Genomic DNA, 16066 nt, shown 5'->3' with positions numbered 1-16066 from the left:
AGGCGACCTGTCATCCTCCGTGTGAGAACCTTTGCGCACCCCACAGACAGGAATCCTCCGCGATGCAGGAATACTACGCAGCCCGAGCCTCCGAATACGATCGCATCTACGCCAAGCCCGAGCGCCAGAGCGATCTGCGCATGATCGAGCAGTGGTTGCCAGGGGTGTATCAAGGGGCCAACGTCCTCGAAATCGCGTGCGGAACCGGTTATTGGACGCAGTTCTTCGCGCCGTTGGCCAAGCGGGTCATGGCCATCGACAGCTCGCCGGAAACCATGGAAATCGCTGCCTCGCGGGTACCGCAAGACAAGGTCGAATTCGTTGTCGGTGATGCCTACGCGTTGCCACAGGTCGAGCCGAAATTCGACGCGGCGTTCGCCGGCTTCTGGTTTTCCCATGTGCCGAAAAGTCGCGTGCCCGAATTTCTCGGCGGGCTCAACGCGCGCCTGAAACCGGGTGCCCGTGTGGTGTTGCTGGACAACCGTTATGTCGAAGGCAGCAGCACCCGGGTGTCGGCCGCAGATGCCAATGGCGACACCTGGCAGAGCCGTCCGCTGGACGATGGCAGCAGCCATCAGGTGCTGAAAAACTTCCCCACCGAGCGCGAACTGCACGACGCTGTTGAGGGCCTGGCAAGCCATGTGACCTATCACCAGTGGCAGTATTTCTGGGGCCTTGAGTATGTGGTAGCAGGTTGAGCTACAGTGGCTGAAGCATCTTTGCTGACAGCCCCTTAAGGACGACTCAATGCGCTTGATCTGTTTGGCAATTCCGTTGTTGGCGCTGGCTGGCTGCTCGTCGATTCAGGCAGACTCGGAGAACGTCAAACCGGTCCCGGCGGACCGGCTGCTGGCGTTTCAGGAACCGCTGCAGGGCGGTGGTGAGATTGTGGTCAACCGCGACATCGGCATGTTGGGTGGCGGGTGCTACCTGGCGTTCTCCATCGATCGCCAGGTAGCGGCGCGGATCGGTATCGGTGAAGAGGCGCATTTCAAGGTGCCGGCGGGCGCCCGGATCGTCGGCATCGGCATCGACACCAAGGATGACACGCTGTGCGGCAAAGGCCGTCTGCACCGTGAGTTGGCGGTGCAACTGGACAGCGGCGCGAGCCAGCACTTCCGGATTGTCAGCGAGGCGAAAACCGGTTTCGGGATCGTCGCCGAAACCCACTAGCGCTGATTGACCGCCTGGCTCAGGGCAACCTGCCAGGCCGTACTTCAGCGTCGCGATTCACGCTGGAACGACAACATTCGGCCAAACAGGGCGGGCCGCAGGCCAGGGTGCCTGCGACCCGCCTGAGCGATCAGGCGACTGCGTTGATGGGCGTGGAGCAGTGGGCGCAGGTTTCAGGGTGCTCGGCCAGCGACACGAACTGGTTGGTGGCGCCGTTCAGTGCTTCGACCGAACCGGTTTCGATGTCGTAGACCCAGCCGTGCAGGTTCAGTTGGCCTTGTTGCTGGGCCAAGCGCACGCTGGGGTGGGTTTGCAGGTTCGACAACTGGGCGATGACGTTTTCCCGCACCATCGAGCTCAGGCGGTCGGCATCCGAGGCGTGTTTGCGGCTCTGGTTGATGACCTTGGCCGACTCGGCATGTTGCAACCAGCCAGCGACGGCGGGTAGGTGGTCCATGCATTTGCAGCTGGAAATGGCCGTCATCGCGCCGCAATCGGAGTGGCCGCAGATCACGATATCGGTGACGCCCAGCACGGCGACTGCGTACTCGACAGTGGCGGACACACCACCCGGCGCCGGGCCGTAGGAAGGCACGATGTTGCCGGCGTTACGGATCACGAACAGTTCACCGGGTTCTTGCTGGGTCAACAGCTCGGGTATCACTCGGCTGTCAGAACAGGTGATGAACAGCGTGCCTGGGTGTTGGGTGGTCGACAGGTGCTTGAACAGGTCGGTGCGTTGTGGAAATGCTTCTTTCTGGAACTTGAGGATGCCTTCGATCAGCGCTTTCATGATGAGTACCTGGTGGTTGTTGTCGGGTTAGTTGCTGTGGGACCTATAGTGATCGGGCACAGGTATAACGTCCAAGACTCATAAACAATGCTGACTATAAGGGTGGCCTATAGTTGTTGGGCTGGGGTGAAGGTCCTTCGGACCTTATCGGCCGGCCTTCAAAATTCGAAGAAACCGCCTACGCGTTCTCGTCGCCCACTTGCGTAAACGAGTAGCGATCGATGTCTGTACGCAAGGTCCAGCCCTGGCGTTGCCAGTAACGGGCACCCAGCGCATTGGTTTTCAGTACATCCACATGGGATTTGCGGATGCCCAGACCTTCAAGCCCCGCGAGACAATGCTCGACCAGGCTGCTGGCGACGCCCAGGCGGCGGGATTCGGGGAGCACCACCAAGTGTTGCAGATAGCCGCGCCGGCCATCGTGACCGGACATGATGCAGCCGCAGAGCGTGTCGCCGACCCGCGCGATAAAACTCAGGTCGGGGTTGCGCAGCAGGTAGCGCAAGGTCGACTCCCGTGAGTCGGCATCCCGAAACGAGACGCCCGGCGTCTGCTTCATCAGTTCGATCACCGCCTCGTAATCGTCGATGGTCATGACCCGCACGTTAAAGGTGGATGGCGAGCTCATAGAAGGATAAACACCACTAGCAGGCTGGCGGCGTCCGCCCATTTTTCCAGGTAATAGCGCGTGCGATTGCGCTTCTTCAGCGCCTTGCCGCGTACCCGGATCTTGTGCAGTTTGATGAACGCCGCATTGATTCCGCCGGTCTTGTCCTGCGAGTCGTTGGGTGAGCTGGCCGCCGCCATGACGTGCTTGCCGAACCAACGGTTGAACGCACTGACCCAGCCATATTTCAGCGGACGCTCGATGTCGCAAAACCAAATGATCCGCTTCTGATCGGTCTTGTTTTCGGCATAGTGAATAAAGGTCTCATCGAAAATCACCGACTCACCGTCCTTCCAATGGTAGTTTTGCCCGTCGACCGAGATATAGCAGGCCGGGTCATTCGGCCAGGCCGAGGTGATAACAGTAGGAGCCGGCGTAAGGGTCGCGGTGACGAACCAGGCGCGCCCCCGGCGGCAGCTCGGCGAACATCGCCGCCCTGACCGTGCCGATGCTTTCCAGCAGCTCAGTGCTGCGCGGGCACAACAGGGTCGCCGACGGGTGATTCTCGCCATACCACTTCAAGTAAAAACGCTTCCAGCCGGTCTTGAAGAACGAATTGAACCCAACGTCATCGGCTTTTTCCGAGCGCTTGATTTTGCCCTCGTTGAGCAAATTGACCGCTTCTTCGCGGATCACCTGCCAGTTGTCTTGCAGCACGGCCAATTCCGGGAACTCCGTGGGTTGCAGATAGGGCGTGCCCGGCTTTTTTGAGAACAGTTAGAGAAGGACGTTGATCGGCGCGAGGAAAAAAGAGTGGTCACTCAGTTTCCGCCCCAGTGTGTGACGTACTTTGCCGCGATAATGAACGTAGGCGATGGAAATTACAAAAATCGCAACAATGATGAATTTCATAGCGGCTCGGGTCTGGTTAATTGAATGACAGTCGCTGCCTGTCGAACACGAGTAAGGCCGAGGTGTGTAGCGTGGTTTGCCAGAGATTTGGAGCGCAATATATCAAAATGATAGCTATTCATCATGTTGCGATGAAATGTTTTGTATCAATTTTATGAGTGTCATCCGCCGGAAAATTCTGGGGCCATAAAAAATGGCCCGTTGATTGTTCAACGGGCCATCTGTGCAAGCAGAGGTGCTTCGGTGCTCAGAATGGCCGGCTGGGGCTGTGCACCTTGAGCGCACTAGCGTGATTGATGCTGTCGCCAAGCACTTGCGACATCGAGTCCAGCACCGGCGCCAGGCGTTGGTAGACCTCGCGGGCAATCGCGGTCGGGCGCATCAAGCGGCCGGCGCGGATAAACAGCGGATCATTAAAGAAGGCGCGCAGGCGCACCAGGGCGGCGCTGATGGCGGGCTGGCCGAGGTAGAGCTTTGCAGCCGCGCGCGACAAATTGCCTTCGATCATCACCGTTTCGAAGATAATCAAGAGACCGAGATCAACTCTTCTCAAATCGTTTCTGTTCATCAATCGTTACCTCCGAATGCGTCTGCCACGACCTGAGCCGTTCTGTCCAGACCGCGAATGAGCGAATGCTAGCCCCTTGGTTTTGCGGCGATAATGGCTGTAATGGTTAATGGCTCATTAACCACAGCTTCATAATCCGAGAGGCGTGTATGCAGGCACCGCTGAATAACCGAATCCAGCCGATCATCGACTTGCCCGGCCTGGTGGCGTTTGAATCCGTAGCCCGACACCTGAACTTCTCCCGCGCCGCATCGGAATTCAGCGTCTCGCCGACCGCGATTTCGAAAACCATCAAACAGCTGGAACAGCAGATGGGCGTGCGCTTGTTCAACCGCACCACCCGTAGCGTGCGGCTCACTGAAGCCGGCCTGCAACTGATGGAAACCCTGGCCCCGGCGCTGGAAACCATTCGCAACTCCGTGCTGCACATCGCCGAAACCTCCAGCCAGCCCGCAGGATTGCTGCGCATCAACAGCCTGCACGTTGCCTACGCCATGCTCATCGAACCGCACCTGCAAGGCTTTCTAGAGCAATACCCGAAAATCGTGGTCGAGATATCGGTCGACAACGCCATCAGCGACATCGTCGAGTCCGGATTCGACGCCGGCATCCGCCTCGGGCGCCTATTGCAAAATGACATGGTCGCCGTGCCACTGGGCAGCCCACAGCAATTCGTCGTCGTCGGCGCCCCCGACTACTTCAGCCGCCACGGCATGCCACACACCCCGCAAGACCTGCTGCAACTCAACTGCATCCGCCACCGGCTGTTCAACCGCTCGAGCTTCCTCGACTGGCGATTCGACATCGACGGCCAGGAAACCCGAATCGAAGTCAAAGGCAACCTGATCGTCGACGAAATGCGCTCAACCGTGGCAGCGGCACGCAATGGCAGTGGTTTGGCGTATGCGTTCAAGCAGTATGCGCAAGAGTCATTGGCCAATGGCTCGTTGGCGCTGGCGCTGGCGGGGTATTCGCCGGTGAGTGAGGCGTTTTATATTTACTACCCGAGCCGGACGCAGTTGCCTGGGAAGTTGAGGGCGTTTATTGATTATTTTCAGGGGGGGAATAGGTAGGGGCGATTTAACCTTGGGGGTGACCCCTGTTGCCGCTGGCTGCGAGCAATCGCCATCGCGAAGGTCGTTCCGACCTTATCGCAGCCTGCGGCAGCTCCTACAAAATGGGGTCAACCGTAGATTTTTGTCCAACCACAAATCAATGTGGGAGCCCCGCAATTTGCTTCTGCCAGGGATGATGCCTTCGCAGGATCCGGGTGAATACCTTGAGCTCAGGCCCCACCGAGACCGCCATGTTCGATAGCGATAACGATGAGATCCGTGAAACGTTGACCCGCCGAATACCCCTCCAGCGTTTGGGGCAACCCGACGACATAAAGGGCTAAGACTCGAAAGGGGTTGGGGTTGGTAAAAATCCGAGTGGGCTTACATCAGCCGAAGTTCCCGTTCATGCCAAACGCAGGCCGGTGGCTATCTGAAACAGCATGACGGCCACCAACAACGGCTCGATCGCCGCCGCTCGATAGACCTTGCGACCGATGTCCATGACAGCGCCGTGAGCTTCGGGGCTGATGAGACCGAACAGGTGGTTGAAGATATGAAACAACACATAAACCGCTACGACTGAACCACTGATGCCATGTGCCACACGCAGGTGTGCAGATGGCGAAGATCGGTGCGTGGTGGTGGAGGCTGATTCCCGGGAAGCCAATGTGGCGAGTCAGGAGCAGGCAATGATATTTACCGAGCGTTTGGCCGAGGTGTTTCGCGTGGAGTGCTCAAAGGAACCCTGCTTTTCAGGGGGCACAGTCACTCGGCCGGCAAGTATTGACTGAACATATCAATCAGCCCCTGCGGTGCGTTGTCGTTGAAAAACAGCTTGAGGTTCTGATCTGTTTCCTCCGCGGTCTGTGCACTACGAGGGAAGAGTTCCCTTTCATAGGCGACCAGCGCGGCTTCTACGTTTCCGGGGTTGGAGGCGATCGCTTGCCCGAGTTCGGCACCGTCGTACAGGGCGAGGTTGGCGCCTTCGCCCGCGAATGGCGACATGAGGTGCGCGGCATCGCCGAGCAGTGTCACGCCGGGTACGCGATCCCAGCTGTGCCCGACCGGGAGTGCGTAGATGGGGCGAAGCATTGGCTCGGTTTCACAGTCGGTGATGAGCGCTGTCAGCGCCGGCGCCCAGCCATCGAATTCCTGAGCGAGACGGGCCAGGGCTGCCGCCGGGTCGGACAGGTCGATGCCGGTGATCCAGTCTTCGGGCTTGTTCAAGGCGACGTACGATTGCAGCGTTCCGTTCGCATGGCGGTGAGCAAAAATACCTTTGTTCGGCATTACGGCCATCAGGGTGCCGTTGCCCACCACTTCTGCGCTGGCGGGGTGGCGAGTGTCGGCGTCAAACAGGAAGGTCTCGATAAACGACAGGCCGACGTAGGCAGGCTTCACGTCGCATAGCAGTGGACGAACGCGTGACCACGCACCGTCGGCCCCCACCAACAGGTCGGTCGTCACCGTTGAGCCGTTGGCGAAGGCCAACTGGTGTCGCCCGCCGCCGAGCGGGGAAGCCGCTGTGAGCTTGTGCCCCCAGCGGATCGTGTCAACAGGCAGTGAGTCGAGCAAAATCCGGCGAAGTTCGCCGCGCTCTACCTCAGGTCGGCCGCCGTTGCCGGTGCTGGGCCAATCCAGCAGGACGTTGCCATCCTTGTCGCCAATGCGCTTTGCATCCGCGCCCGGCAGGATGATGTCGAGAAATTTGTCGAACAGGCCCGCCGCCTTGAGTGCGGGCTGCCCGTTGTATTCGTGAATATCGAGCAGGCCGCCTTGGGTGCGGGCGCTTGCCGACACTTCGGCCTCGTAGATCGTCGCCGCGATGCCGTGGACATGCAGCACTCGGGCAAGGGTCAATCCTCCGAGCCCGGCACCGATGATCGCGATGGGGGTATTCATCCAGCTTCCTTCGTGGCGGGTGTGGGTGATCAGTATTGGTAACCAGGCTTTACTGCAGCAACGAGACCAGGCGCGGCTCTATCGAAGCTGGCAACACCTCAAGCAGCGCCAGCGTCACCGGCAGTTTAAAGCGACGCGGACCGGCGCTGCCCGGATTCAGGTACAGCTGTTCGCCACGCCATTCGATGCGCGGTTTGTGCGAGTGCCCGGTCATCACTACTTGTATCGCGTCATCGAGTAAGGCCGGCACATCGGCAATATCATGGACCAGCAGGACAGTCCACCCGTTGAGGTCGAAACGTAGATGGTCAGCGATGTTTTCTGCCCAAGAGAGGTTCAGGTCGTTGTTGCCTCGCACCACGTGCAATGGGGCGATGGAGCTCAGTTGCTCGAGGATTTCGGGCTTGCCGATGTCGCCCGCATGAATGATCCGTTCGCAGCCCTTCAGGGCCGCAAGGGCTTCAGGGCGCAGAAGGCCGTGGGTATCGGAAATCACGCCAACTTTCATACAGGGCACCAGAGCAGGCTGGAGGAGGGGGCCAGTGTACCCGCAAGTCTATTGCAGTCTGAACCAGGACCATTCAGTACGATGCGCGCCCCTCGTATTCAAGCCGCACGCTCGCTTGCTTTGCCACGCGCGCTCATTGCCAGAACGATGCCGCTCGCGGAAACAAGCACCGCGCCGATGATGATGTGTGGGGTCGGGATGTCTGAAAAGATCAGGTATCCAAGAAGGCACGACCAGCCGACGCTGGTGTATTCCAGCGGCCCGACAAGCGACGCCGGGGCAAAGCGACAGGCTTCGAAGAAAAAGTACTGCGCCAAGTAAATCTGTAGGCCGAGGGCAACCATCAGACCCCACTGGAGCAGCGTCGAAGGCGTCTCCCACGTCATGAGTGCACCGCTGAGGACGATAAAGACCACACCTGTTACTAACAGCTGAACGGGGGTGCTGTCCGTTGCACTGTTCTTTCGGGTGAAGATGACTGCCAGTGCCCAAAAGAACGCCGAGCTGAGTGCAAGCAGCGCCGGGGCTGGATTGATTGCCCCGCCTGGGTTTGCCGCGATGACGCTACCCGAGACACCCACCATCACCGCGAGCCAGCGATAGCCATGGACTGACTCGCCCAATATGAAAATTGACAGGACAACAATGATCAGCGGGGCGGTGCAGTAAAGCGTCATCACCGCCGAAAGCGACATATCGCGGGCCGCCAGAAAAAAACACGCCATGGCGACGAATTGCAGAACACCTCTGAACAGCGTCGACAATCGGTAAGGACTGTTGATGGCTGCAGAGACTGTTCCTCGACCACTGACCGCCAGGGTGATGAGGCACATCACCACGCTGCGCATGAACACCAGCTGCCATAGCGAATGTTCTGCAGTCAGCCACTTCACGGTGGCGAAGTGAAGCGAGTAAATGCCATAGCTGGCGCAGGCAAAAAAAATTCCGAAGTACTTGCGATCTGCGAAATGGCTCATCTAAAGCCCTCATGTCGGGTAGTGCGACGCGGCAGCCCCAGCGACGTTGCCTTCCGCGTATGACGGGTCTAGGATTAACAGATAGTTAACTGGTCTACTACCATGAGCAAAGAAAATCACGGCACGCGCGCGAAGCTGGTCGCAGAAGGGCTGAAATCCATGCTCATCAATGGTTATGACGGGATAGGTCTGAACGCAATTCTTGAGGCGGCTGGCGTCCCCAAGGGATCGTTTTACTACTTCTTTAAAAGCAAAGAAGAGTTCGCGATAGCGGTGTTGGAGGCGTACGAGGATCACTACTGCGAAATGCGCAGCGCCCTGTTTAACAACTCGTTGGCGAGCCCATTGCAACGGCTGAAAAATTACTTTTATGAGGCCGAGCGAATCCACCTGGCAGAAGAACCGCTGGGCGGATGTTTGTATGGCGTGTTTGGGCAAACAGCACGAGCGCGCAGCCCCGAGTTCAGGCACAAGCTTTCCGCCGTGTTCATGCGCTGGGAAACACAGATTCAGGAGGTGCTGAAAGAGGCCCAACTTGTAGGAGAAGTTGATCCGAGCATCAATCCCGGGGATGCGGCAGCGTTCCTGATCGAGGCTTATGAAGGGGTGCTGATTCGCATGAAGGTTGATGGCGATAACAAAGCATTTGGCCGATTCATGAGCTTTGCTTTTGGGGCACTGTCGGTACGCTCAAAATAGATGAGCCGGAATGCGAAATCGACATTCAGACCCTCGTGCCAGATCGCAAGCAATCCTGCTCACACTGTGGGTTTGTAGCTGGAACACGGTCTATATTCACGCACAAATCACCGTAGGAGCTGCCGAAGGCTGCGATAAGGTCCGAAGGACCTTCAGCTGAGATTACGGCTGCAAACCGATCCCAGCCTTCGGCAGCACCTACAGGGCTATGTTTTTGCCCTTTTTAAGTCGGAAGGAAATCATCCTGCTTTCTGGGTATTCAAACTTGCGTCAGAGGTTGAACGTCTTCAGCGCTTGAACCACTAACGAGACCGCTTGGGATGCTTGCCGACGGCTCGGGTAAAAAAGATGGTAGCCCACGTAGGTCGGAAACCAGTCCTCAAGTACACAGGTCAGCCTGCCGGCGTCGAGATGTGGTTGTGCCAGGTCCAGGGGTATATAGGCGAGGCCAAAGCCCTCAAGTGCGGCATCAAGCATTTGATACGTGCTGTTGAACACGAGCTGCCCATCGACCCTGACGTGCAGCTCACGACCCCCTTTACTCAATTCCCACGGCATCAGCGAATCTCGCGTCGGCAAACGCAGGTTGATGCAGTTGTGATGGATCAGGTCTTGGGGTGTCTGACAGGGGCCGTTTTCGGCCAGGTAGCCTGGCGTGCAGACGATGGCCATGGTCAGGTCCGGGCTGATGCGCGCGGCAATCATGTCCTTCTCAACCTGATCGCCCAGACGAATGCCGATGTCGTATCTTTTCTCCACGATGTTTGAAAGACCGTAATCGTTGATCAATTCAACCCGGATATCCGGAAACGCTCGTAACAGTGGCTTGAGTCGGGGCCAGACATACACCTGGGTCGGGTAATCAGTCGTCGTAATACGCACGGTGCCCGTGGGTCGATCCCGCAGGTCGCTTAGCGCCTCCAACTCTGCGTCGATTTCCTCGAAACGAGGTGCGATGGCTGCCAGCACTCTGCGCCCGGCCTCGGTAGGTGAAACGCTACGCGTGGTGCGGGTCAGCAGCAGCAAGCCCATTCGCTTCTCCAGCGCACTGATGGTTCGGCTCAATGCTGACTGGGACACACCTAATTGCGCGGCTGCGCGAGTGAAGTTTCGCTCACGTGCCACCATCATGAACGCCAACAAATCGTTCAGGCTCTCTTTGATCATTGATGCTCCGCTGCATAAGTGCATGCCGATTTTGCCATCTAATCATAGGTGCGAGCACAGGATAAAGTAAGCGTATGGCGAAAGTATGCAGGCGTTGAACGGCCTGCCAATTGGCCATAGCGCACTGTTTTCTCAACTCAACTTCATTAAGGAATACGACCATGGAACTCAAGCGTGTCGGCTCGCAGCCGTCTGTCAAAGGCCCTGAAGCCTGTTTCACTGGGGCTGTTCGTATCGATCCCTTTAACGTTCCCCCTGAGCCCGCGCGCGCGTCGGTGGTCAGCGTCACCTTCGAACCGGGCGCACGCTCTGCTTGGCATACCCATCCACTGGGCCAGACTCTCATCGTTACCGCTGGCTGTGGCTGGACCCAATGCGAGGGCGAACCGATTGTTGAAATTCGCGCAGGCGACGTCATCTGGTGCCCACCCGGCCATAAGCATTGGCACGGTGCTTCGGCGACCACCTCGATGACGCATCTTGCGGTGCAGGAAGCCTTGGACGGGGTGAGCGTTGTGTGGATGGAAAAGGTGACCGACGAGGAATATTCGATAGGGCCGACCTCTGCAACTCATGCGCACAGGCACTGAGTGTTTAGCTTGGTGACGGTCAGTGCTTTGGTGGCCGCAGGGCAGGTGGCACAGGTGCTCTATCACCTCAACCGCGCAATGGACAATGGGCTGACTCAAGCACAAGCATCTGAAGTGCTGACGCAGTTGGCGTTCCACGCAGGCTGGCCAAATGTGTTTTCCGCAATGCCGGTGTTCAAGGATGTGTTTGCGAGCCGAACCTGATGCCAGAAAAATTGGCTCCCGCAGGGATTTGTGGCTGGATAAAAGCCTGAGGTTGACCTCAATCTGTAGGCGCTGCCGAAGGCTGCGATAAGGTCGGAACGACCTTCGCGATGGCAATTGATCGTCCGAGTGCGGCCCAAACCTTCGGCAGCTCCAACATATAACCTCCCACCAAAAAAAGGGTTGAAGGTTTCTACGAAAACAGGAGGCGACTCAACTCAGTAGCCCATTAATGTTTATTTTTGTGATGGTGGTTGTGATGTTTACCACTTGAGCCATGACTATGACCGTCGTCGGCCATATTGTTCCCGACGGCGCCACCCGCGGCACCGCCAAGACCGGCGCCAATGGTCGAACCTGTCTTGCCACCCAGTGAATTGCCGATTACCGAGCCACCTGCAGACCCGAGTCCGCCGCCAATCGCCGCTTCGTTTTTCTTGCCTTTGGGTGCCGCGACGGCGCCGCCTGCAGCGCCCCCGACACCCGCTCCAATCGCCGCGCCCGTGCTGCCGCCGACATGACCACCGACGACGTTACCCAACGCCCCGCCTATCCCGCCGCCAACCGCAGCGGAGCCATCTCCACCGGCCATTGCACCCTGTGAAATCAGAATTCCTAGAACCAGAGAGGGCAGTGATAAGCGCATAGGATTCAACCTCAGGAGAGACGTCATATCGTTCTGGGATCTATGAATATGGATAGTGTCAGCCGGGTAAAGTTCGATCCGTGCCCTTGAGCACGCAACCCACCTCATCCCGTTCCTTGGCACCTGTGGCGGCTTTCAGCACGCTTTGTTGGAGTACGCGCAGAACGTCCTGGGTTGGAAAGACGTCGCAGGACCCAATCAGAAAGGTCCCCATTTAATCTCCACTCCAATGACCAAGGTGATAATGCAGATTGCTGCCCAAACCGCAATCAACGGTGCAACGAACTTAAGCCAGCGACCAAATGGAATACCCCCCACCGCCAGTACACCCATCAGAATGCCCGAAGTCGGGTTAATGCAATTGACGATGCCCTCGCCCAGTAACACGGCCTGAACGGTCACCTGTCGGGTGAGGCCTACCATGTCACCGATGGGCACATAGATCGGGATCAGCAACGCGGACTCGCCGGAGCCCGACGAGATAGCAAAATGCATGAGTGCCGCACTGAGGTGCATGCCTATCGCGGCCATGGCCGGATGCAGCGGAGCGATAAGCTCTGATAGGTAACCCACAATCGGGTCGAGGATATTGCCGTGTTCCAACACAATGGAGATCGCCCTGGCCATGCCGACGATCAACGCGCCATGCAGGATGCCGGAACAACCACCGATGAAACTGTTGGCGATGGCTGATGCGCCAAGACGCCCGAGGAGGCCGCTGCCCACGGCCATGAACAGAAACATCGCGGTCATCTCGACTTCGCCCCATTGGGCGGTAATTGCGCCATAGATGAACGAGATCAAGGTTACGGAGGCAAAGCCCAGGATGATCCAGTGACGCGCAGTAGCTGGCGCGTCAGTGGCATGTTCCTCGGGGTTGACCGGCCGTTGCTCGCCATTTCGCCTGCACCGACGCGCGTACAGCGTCAGAAAGACAATACAGACCACGATGAACAGGGCTGACGTTATCGCCCTGAAACCAATCCCCGAGAACAACGGAAGCTGCGCCAAGCGCTGGGTCAAACCGGTGGTCGCAGGGTTGGTGATTGCCGTGTTGAACCCGGCGGCGCAGGTCAGGTAGACCAAGGAGACGCCAAACATCGGGTTCAGGCCAAGGGACCTAGCCACCAGCATGCCAATCGGAACGAAAGCAATCACCGCATTCACCACGACACCCGTGGTGCCGAGCACGCCAAACACCAACGCAAAAATCAGGATGATCGAAAAATCGTTGAGTCTTGAGCTGCGCGCGATGCCTTTAAGCACCTGGTGAATGGCGCCCGTACTTTCAAGAACCGCGAGGGCGCCACCGGTAAACAAGATAAGAAAGATAATGGGCGCCGACGTTTGCAGGCCTTTGGCAACCGCAATAAAGATATCCAGCGGACGAGCGCCACTTTGCTCGACAGCATGCAAACTGCCGGATACCGCAAAGGTAATCCCATCCCGCGTTTCCTTGTCGAAGACACCCGCAGGAATGACCCATGTGCCAATAGCTGCCACGATCAAAATGATAAACAGCAGCACGTAAGGGCTTTTGCTTTCTTGCCTGGGCTTCGCAGTGGGTGCTGCTTCCTGATGAACGTCAGTCATTTCAAGCCATCCTTATTGTTATCGTGGCCGATGCCTTAGAGTTTCTTGATCAGTTCAGCAAGCAACGCTGCACGAACGGGAAGATCGGCAATGATGATGTGCTCATGGATTGCGTGCGGGCCGACACCGGTTGCGCCCAGGCCATCCAGCGTCGGGATGCCGATGGCCGAGGTGAAATTGCCGTCGCTTCCGCCGCCCACAGAGGCCTGAAGCAGCTCAAATGACAACTCACTGGCCGCCTCTTTGGCGAGTGCAAACAGCCTGCGATTGCCTTGCGTGTTTTCCAGCGGAGGACGCACCAACCCACCCGTTACAGTAATTTCCGCCCCTTTCAAGCGTGGCTGAAGACCGTTGACGGCGGACTCGATACGCTGGGCTTCGGCGAGTGATGTCACGCGTAGATCAACGCTTAAACACGCACGCGCAGCAACGACGTTGGTACGATCACCACCCTGTGCAATCCCCACGTTGATCGTCGTCCCGCGCTCAGGTGCATTCAACGCGTGCAGGAACAGAATCTGCTCGGCCATTTCGTGCACGGCACTGATCCCATCCTCAGGGTTGTTGCCCGCATGGGCCGCACGGCCTTTGATGCTGATCTCAAATCGGCCTGTGCCTTTGCGCTCGGTTTTCAATGCATGGCTATGCGCCGTTGCGGGCTCTACCACCAGCACTTGCTGGCACAGGCGCGCCTCTTGTTCGATCCAGTCGCGGGATGTTGGACTGCCCAACTCCTCATCACTCGAACACAGGAACCTGATCTCGTGATCGCCCAGAAGATCCAGTTTCACCAACGCCCGTACCGCCCAGATCGCCTGAATAAGCCCGCCTTTCATGTCCAGAACCCCAGGGCCATAGAGCTTGCCGTCTTCCTCGCGCAAGGTCAGCTGGCCAACACCCCAGACCGTATCAAAATGCCCCAGTATCGCCGTCCGCCGGGAACCTTGACCGACGCTAAATGCAAGGTGGTCGCCATAGAGTTCGCGAGGTGTCACCTCGGCAGATGACCCCAGGCGCTCGCGGATGATGTCTTGCAAGACCCGGCCGCAGGCATCCACGGCCTGTTTGTCGGTGGAGGGCGATTCGGCGCTGACCAGTCGTTTCACATCATTCAGAATCTGTGGGGCATGGAGATGAAGGTACTGTTGCACGCTGCTCATGGAAGGATCGCTCAAGGCTGGGTATAGGCTGAAGTATGCCCAGACCCCGAGCATTGAAGAATGCGAGGACTGCTCTTATATTGTTGCTCTGTGGTCAACAGTTTAGTGAATCAAGGCAGTGGCGATGGACGACGATTTTCAAGAAAAAAGACTGAGCTATCTCCATGAAGTGGGGGTGCAGGGGGGGATTCGCAAAGCGGCCGATGCCCTGAGCGTCAACCCATCGGTCATCAGCCGGCAGGTCGCATTGCTGGAGCGCAGCCTGCACCTGGCGCTTTTGGAGCGCAACGGCAGAAACGTCATCCTGACCCAGGCAGGAAAACTGCTCGCCGAGCACTTCGCCGAGACACGATCACGACGAGAAGTCCTCACCAAACACCTCACTGACCTGCGCTACATGCGCGGCGGCACAGTCAGCTTGCGTATCGGCCAAGGCATGATTGACAGCTTTGTGAACGGTGTTCTACGGGAGTTTTCCAACGACTACCCTGATGTTTTCGTCGATATCAGCACCGGAGACCTAGGCACCACGTTGATGATGCTGGTTCGTGGCGAGCTGGACATGGCCTTCTCCTTTGGTGCAGTCGGCAACATGTCCCTGCACCGCCGTAGTTTTTATCGGGGCCCGGTGTGTGCCATCGTGCCGCAAGCGCATCCCCTGGCCAAACAGACAGACGTCACGCTGAGCGAACTGGTTGAGTACAGGCTGATTGCTCTGACTGACGCTTTCGGCATACAGCGTTACGTCAATAAAATGTTCGAATCCGAAGGACTGATATTCAGCCCGGCGTACCGATGCAACCTGCTTTCCTCGGCCCAGTCGCTCTGTCAGGCAGGCTTGGGGATTGCCTTCATGACCGCTCAATCTCTGGATCAAAGCGTCGTTGCAAATCCCCTCATCGCGATCCCGATCAACCATCCCATCGCGCGAACCTCTGAGTGTCATGTACTGCGCAGCTCCGACCGACGACTCTCGCCGGCTGCCGATCACCTGTGGCGGTTGTTGATCAACAGTCTGACCTAGAGATTCGTCACTAGAGATCAGCCGTGCTGATAGAATCGGACTGGTTATACATACCCCCTCTCTGAGAAATGGCATGAACGCAGAATTGACGGAAGAAGAGATGCGCCGGGCGCTGTTTGGTGCTGCTGAGCCCCTTGAACAGGTTAGTGCCCCACCTGTGCAAGAACCCCCCCCGGATGTCGTGATCGTGCAGCCGGTAAAGGCTGCGGTGAAAAAGAAGGTCGCGAAAGCGTTCACGCCCAGGCTGAGAGTCACGCTGCGTGTGGGCAATGAATTTGAAGGTGAGACGCACGAGATCGTCCATGAGGCCGATACGCTGAGTACGCTCCTGGCAGAGCAAGAAGCGACTAAGGCAGCCAGGAAGAAATTCAGGTTTGTGGAAGTCGTTTCGGTCAAATCGATGTAAGCAGAGACTTCACCATGCTCGCGGGCCAAGCGCGTTGTTGCGCTCCGCATGCAGTGGCCGACATCCTATGCGGCGCTCC

The 16066-nt window shown here is 57.8% G+C and carries 18 protein-coding genes and 3 pseudogenes; 9 read left to right on the top strand and 12 right to left on the bottom strand.

Translation table 11 applies throughout. The features are described 5' to 3' along the window. Window positions 1-62: 62 nt before the first annotated feature. Window positions 63-698, top strand: a complete 636-nt coding sequence (locus ACF0H7_RS18605; RefSeq protein ID WP_397448364.1) for a class I SAM-dependent methyltransferase — start codon at window positions 63-65, stop codon at window positions 696-698. Between the two features lie 49 nt (window positions 699-747). After that, the gene (locus ACF0H7_RS18600; protein WP_397448363.1) at window positions 748-1173 is read left to right on the top strand and encodes a 3-isopropylmalate dehydratase; all 426 of its coding nucleotides are present in this window, start codon (window positions 748-750) and stop codon (window positions 1171-1173) included. Window positions 1174-1303: 130 nt separating this feature from the next. On the opposite strand, the gene ACF0H7_RS18595 is transcribed toward ACF0H7_RS18600, so the two are convergent. The 4 genes and pseudogenes from ACF0H7_RS18595 to ACF0H7_RS18580 form a co-directional block, all read right to left on the bottom strand. Further along, entirely contained in the window at window positions 1304-1966 is a 663-nt protein-coding gene (locus ACF0H7_RS18595) for a carbonic anhydrase (RefSeq protein ID WP_397448362.1), read from the bottom strand. Window positions 1967-2144: 178 nt separating this feature from the next. Next, window positions 2145-2594: a GNAT family N-acetyltransferase gene (locus ACF0H7_RS18590; RefSeq protein ID WP_397448361.1), complete on the bottom strand. Its 450-nt coding sequence runs from the start codon at window positions 2592-2594 to the stop codon at window positions 2145-2147. Further along, a pseudogene (locus ACF0H7_RS18585) lies at window positions 2591-3485 on the bottom strand (aspartyl/asparaginyl beta-hydroxylase domain-containing protein). Before ACF0H7_RS18585 ends, ACF0H7_RS18590 begins: the two are co-directional and overlap by 4 nt. A 307-nt stretch (window positions 3486-3792) precedes the next feature. After that, window positions 3793-4053 (bottom strand): annotated as a pseudogene (locus tag ACF0H7_RS18580) (LysR family transcriptional regulator); the annotation flags it as partial. Window positions 4054-4202: 149 nt separating this feature from the next. Here ACF0H7_RS18580 and ACF0H7_RS18575 point away from each other — a divergent pair. Both ACF0H7_RS18575 and ACF0H7_RS18570 read left to right on the top strand, forming a co-directional pair. Further along, on the top strand, window positions 4203-5126 hold the full coding sequence (locus tag ACF0H7_RS18575; protein ID WP_397448360.1) for a LysR family transcriptional regulator: 924 nt from the start codon (window positions 4203-4205) through the stop codon (window positions 5124-5126). 197 nt (window positions 5127-5323) lie between these two features. Continuing rightward, complete coding sequence (locus ACF0H7_RS18570) at window positions 5324-5452, top strand: hypothetical protein (protein WP_397448359.1); 129 nt, start codon at window positions 5324-5326, stop codon at window positions 5450-5452. Between the two features lie 62 nt (window positions 5453-5514). On the opposite strand, the gene ACF0H7_RS18565 is transcribed toward ACF0H7_RS18570, so the two are convergent. The 4 genes from ACF0H7_RS18565 to ACF0H7_RS18550 form a co-directional block, all read right to left on the bottom strand. Continuing rightward, window positions 5515-5715 (bottom strand): hypothetical protein, encoded by a 201-nt coding sequence (locus ACF0H7_RS18565; RefSeq protein ID WP_397448358.1) that lies wholly within the window; start codon window positions 5713-5715, stop codon window positions 5515-5517. A gap of 161 nt (window positions 5716-5876) precedes the next feature. Then, entirely contained in the window at window positions 5877-7013 is a 1137-nt protein-coding gene (locus tag ACF0H7_RS18560) for an FAD-dependent oxidoreductase (protein WP_397448357.1), read from the bottom strand. Between the two features lie 49 nt (window positions 7014-7062). Further along, window positions 7063-7521, bottom strand: coding sequence for a metallophosphoesterase family protein (locus tag ACF0H7_RS18555; RefSeq protein ID WP_397448356.1), 459 nt, complete (start codon window positions 7519-7521; stop codon window positions 7063-7065). Window positions 7522-7619: 98 nt separating this feature from the next. Next, window positions 7620-8498: a DMT family transporter gene (locus ACF0H7_RS18550; RefSeq protein WP_397448355.1), complete on the bottom strand. Its 879-nt coding sequence runs from the start codon at window positions 8496-8498 to the stop codon at window positions 7620-7622. A 102-nt stretch (window positions 8499-8600) separates the two neighbouring features. On the opposite strand from ACF0H7_RS18550, the gene ACF0H7_RS18545 reads away from it, so the two are divergent. Then, on the top strand, window positions 8601-9197 hold the full coding sequence (locus ACF0H7_RS18545) for a TetR/AcrR family transcriptional regulator (protein ID WP_397448354.1): 597 nt from the start codon (window positions 8601-8603) through the stop codon (window positions 9195-9197). A gap of 270 nt (window positions 9198-9467) precedes the next feature. Here the strand turns inward: ACF0H7_RS18545 and ACF0H7_RS18540 are convergent, their stop codons facing one another. Next, window positions 9468-10364: a LysR family transcriptional regulator gene (locus ACF0H7_RS18540; protein ID WP_397448353.1), complete on the bottom strand. Its 897-nt coding sequence runs from the start codon at window positions 10362-10364 to the stop codon at window positions 9468-9470. 161 nt (window positions 10365-10525) lie between these two features. On the opposite strand from ACF0H7_RS18540, the gene ACF0H7_RS18535 reads away from it, so the two are divergent. Continuing rightward, window positions 10526-10954 carry a cupin domain-containing protein gene (locus ACF0H7_RS18535; RefSeq protein ID WP_397448352.1) on the top strand — a complete coding sequence of 143 codons (429 nt, stop codon included), beginning with the start codon at window positions 10526-10528 and terminating at the stop codon, window positions 10952-10954. 6 nt (window positions 10955-10960) lie between these two features. After that, window positions 10961-11158 (top strand): annotated as a pseudogene (locus ACF0H7_RS18530) (carboxymuconolactone decarboxylase family protein); the annotation flags it as partial. 229 nt (window positions 11159-11387) lie between these two features. On the opposite strand, the gene ACF0H7_RS18525 reads toward ACF0H7_RS18530, so the two are convergent. The 3 genes from ACF0H7_RS18525 to ACF0H7_RS18515 form a co-directional block, all read right to left on the bottom strand. After that, entirely contained in the window at window positions 11388-11804 is a 417-nt protein-coding gene (locus ACF0H7_RS18525; protein ID WP_397448351.1) for a glycine zipper domain-containing protein, read from the bottom strand. A gap of 198 nt (window positions 11805-12002) precedes the next feature. Next, window positions 12003-13397 (bottom strand): YfcC family protein, encoded by a 1395-nt coding sequence (locus tag ACF0H7_RS18520; protein ID WP_397448350.1) that lies wholly within the window; start codon window positions 13395-13397, stop codon window positions 12003-12005. A 35-nt stretch (window positions 13398-13432) separates the two neighbouring features. After that, window positions 13433-14557 (bottom strand): M20 family metallopeptidase, encoded by a 1125-nt coding sequence (locus tag ACF0H7_RS18515; protein WP_397448349.1) that lies wholly within the window; start codon window positions 14555-14557, stop codon window positions 13433-13435. Between the two features lie 124 nt (window positions 14558-14681). Here ACF0H7_RS18515 and ACF0H7_RS18510 point away from each other — a divergent pair, with 124 nt between their 5' ends. Then, a complete protein-coding gene (locus ACF0H7_RS18510; RefSeq protein ID WP_397453941.1) occupies window positions 14682-15581 on the top strand; it encodes a LysR family transcriptional regulator in 900 nt (299 codons plus the stop codon). 73 nt (window positions 15582-15654) lie between these two features. After that, complete coding sequence (locus ACF0H7_RS18505) at window positions 15655-15987, top strand: hypothetical protein (protein WP_397448348.1); 333 nt, start codon at window positions 15655-15657, stop codon at window positions 15985-15987. Window positions 15988-16066: the final 79 nt, after the last annotated feature.

This window comes from Pseudomonas sp. NA-150, assembly GCF_044336365.1.
Classification (GTDB): Bacteria; Pseudomonadota; Gammaproteobacteria; order Pseudomonadales; family Pseudomonadaceae; genus Aquipseudomonas.
The sequence above is the reverse complement of the archived record's forward strand: the minus strand, read 5'-3'. Positions and strand labels throughout refer to the sequence as shown.

Excerpts from the sequence above, each read along its gene's own strand:
- ACF0H7_RS18515 (WP_397448349.1), bottom strand. The coding sequence starts at position 14,557 with ATGAGCAGCGTGCAACAGTACCTTCATCTCCATGCCCCACAGATTCTG.
- ACF0H7_RS18600 (WP_397448363.1), top strand. The coding sequence starts at position 748 with ATGCGCTTGATCTGTTTGGCAATTCCGTTGTTGGCGCTGGCTGGCTGC.
- ACF0H7_RS18505 (WP_397448348.1), top strand. The coding sequence starts at position 15,655 with ATGAACGCAGAATTGACGGAAGAAGAGATGCGCCGGGCGCTGTTTGGT.
- ACF0H7_RS18520 (WP_397448350.1), bottom strand. The coding sequence starts at position 13,397 with ATGACTGACGTTCATCAGGAAGCAGCACCCACTGCGAAGCCCAGGCAA.
- ACF0H7_RS18510 (WP_397453941.1), top strand. The coding sequence starts at position 14,682 with ATGGACGACGATTTTCAAGAAAAAAGACTGAGCTATCTCCATGAAGTG.
- ACF0H7_RS18575 (WP_397448360.1), top strand. The coding sequence starts at position 4,203 with ATGCAGGCACCGCTGAATAACCGAATCCAGCCGATCATCGACTTGCCC.
- ACF0H7_RS18545 (WP_397448354.1), top strand. The coding sequence starts at position 8,601 with ATGAGCAAAGAAAATCACGGCACGCGCGCGAAGCTGGTCGCAGAAGGG.
- ACF0H7_RS18540 (WP_397448353.1), bottom strand. The coding sequence starts at position 10,364 with ATGATCAAAGAGAGCCTGAACGATTTGTTGGCGTTCATGATGGTGGCA.
- ACF0H7_RS18550 (WP_397448355.1), bottom strand. The coding sequence starts at position 8,498 with ATGAGCCATTTCGCAGATCGCAAGTACTTCGGAATTTTTTTTGCCTGC.
- ACF0H7_RS18595 (WP_397448362.1), bottom strand. The coding sequence starts at position 1,966 with ATGAAAGCGCTGATCGAAGGCATCCTCAAGTTCCAGAAAGAAGCATTT.
- ACF0H7_RS18560 (WP_397448357.1), bottom strand. The coding sequence starts at position 7,013 with ATGAATACCCCCATCGCGATCATCGGTGCCGGGCTCGGAGGATTGACC.
- ACF0H7_RS18535 (WP_397448352.1), top strand. The coding sequence starts at position 10,526 with ATGGAACTCAAGCGTGTCGGCTCGCAGCCGTCTGTCAAAGGCCCTGAA.
- ACF0H7_RS18555 (WP_397448356.1), bottom strand. The coding sequence starts at position 7,521 with ATGAAAGTTGGCGTGATTTCCGATACCCACGGCCTTCTGCGCCCTGAA.
- ACF0H7_RS18605 (WP_397448364.1), top strand. The coding sequence starts at position 63 with ATGCAGGAATACTACGCAGCCCGAGCCTCCGAATACGATCGCATCTAC.
- ACF0H7_RS18590 (WP_397448361.1), bottom strand. The coding sequence starts at position 2,594 with ATGAGCTCGCCATCCACCTTTAACGTGCGGGTCATGACCATCGACGAT.
- ACF0H7_RS18525 (WP_397448351.1), bottom strand. The coding sequence starts at position 11,804 with ATGCGCTTATCACTGCCCTCTCTGGTTCTAGGAATTCTGATTTCACAG.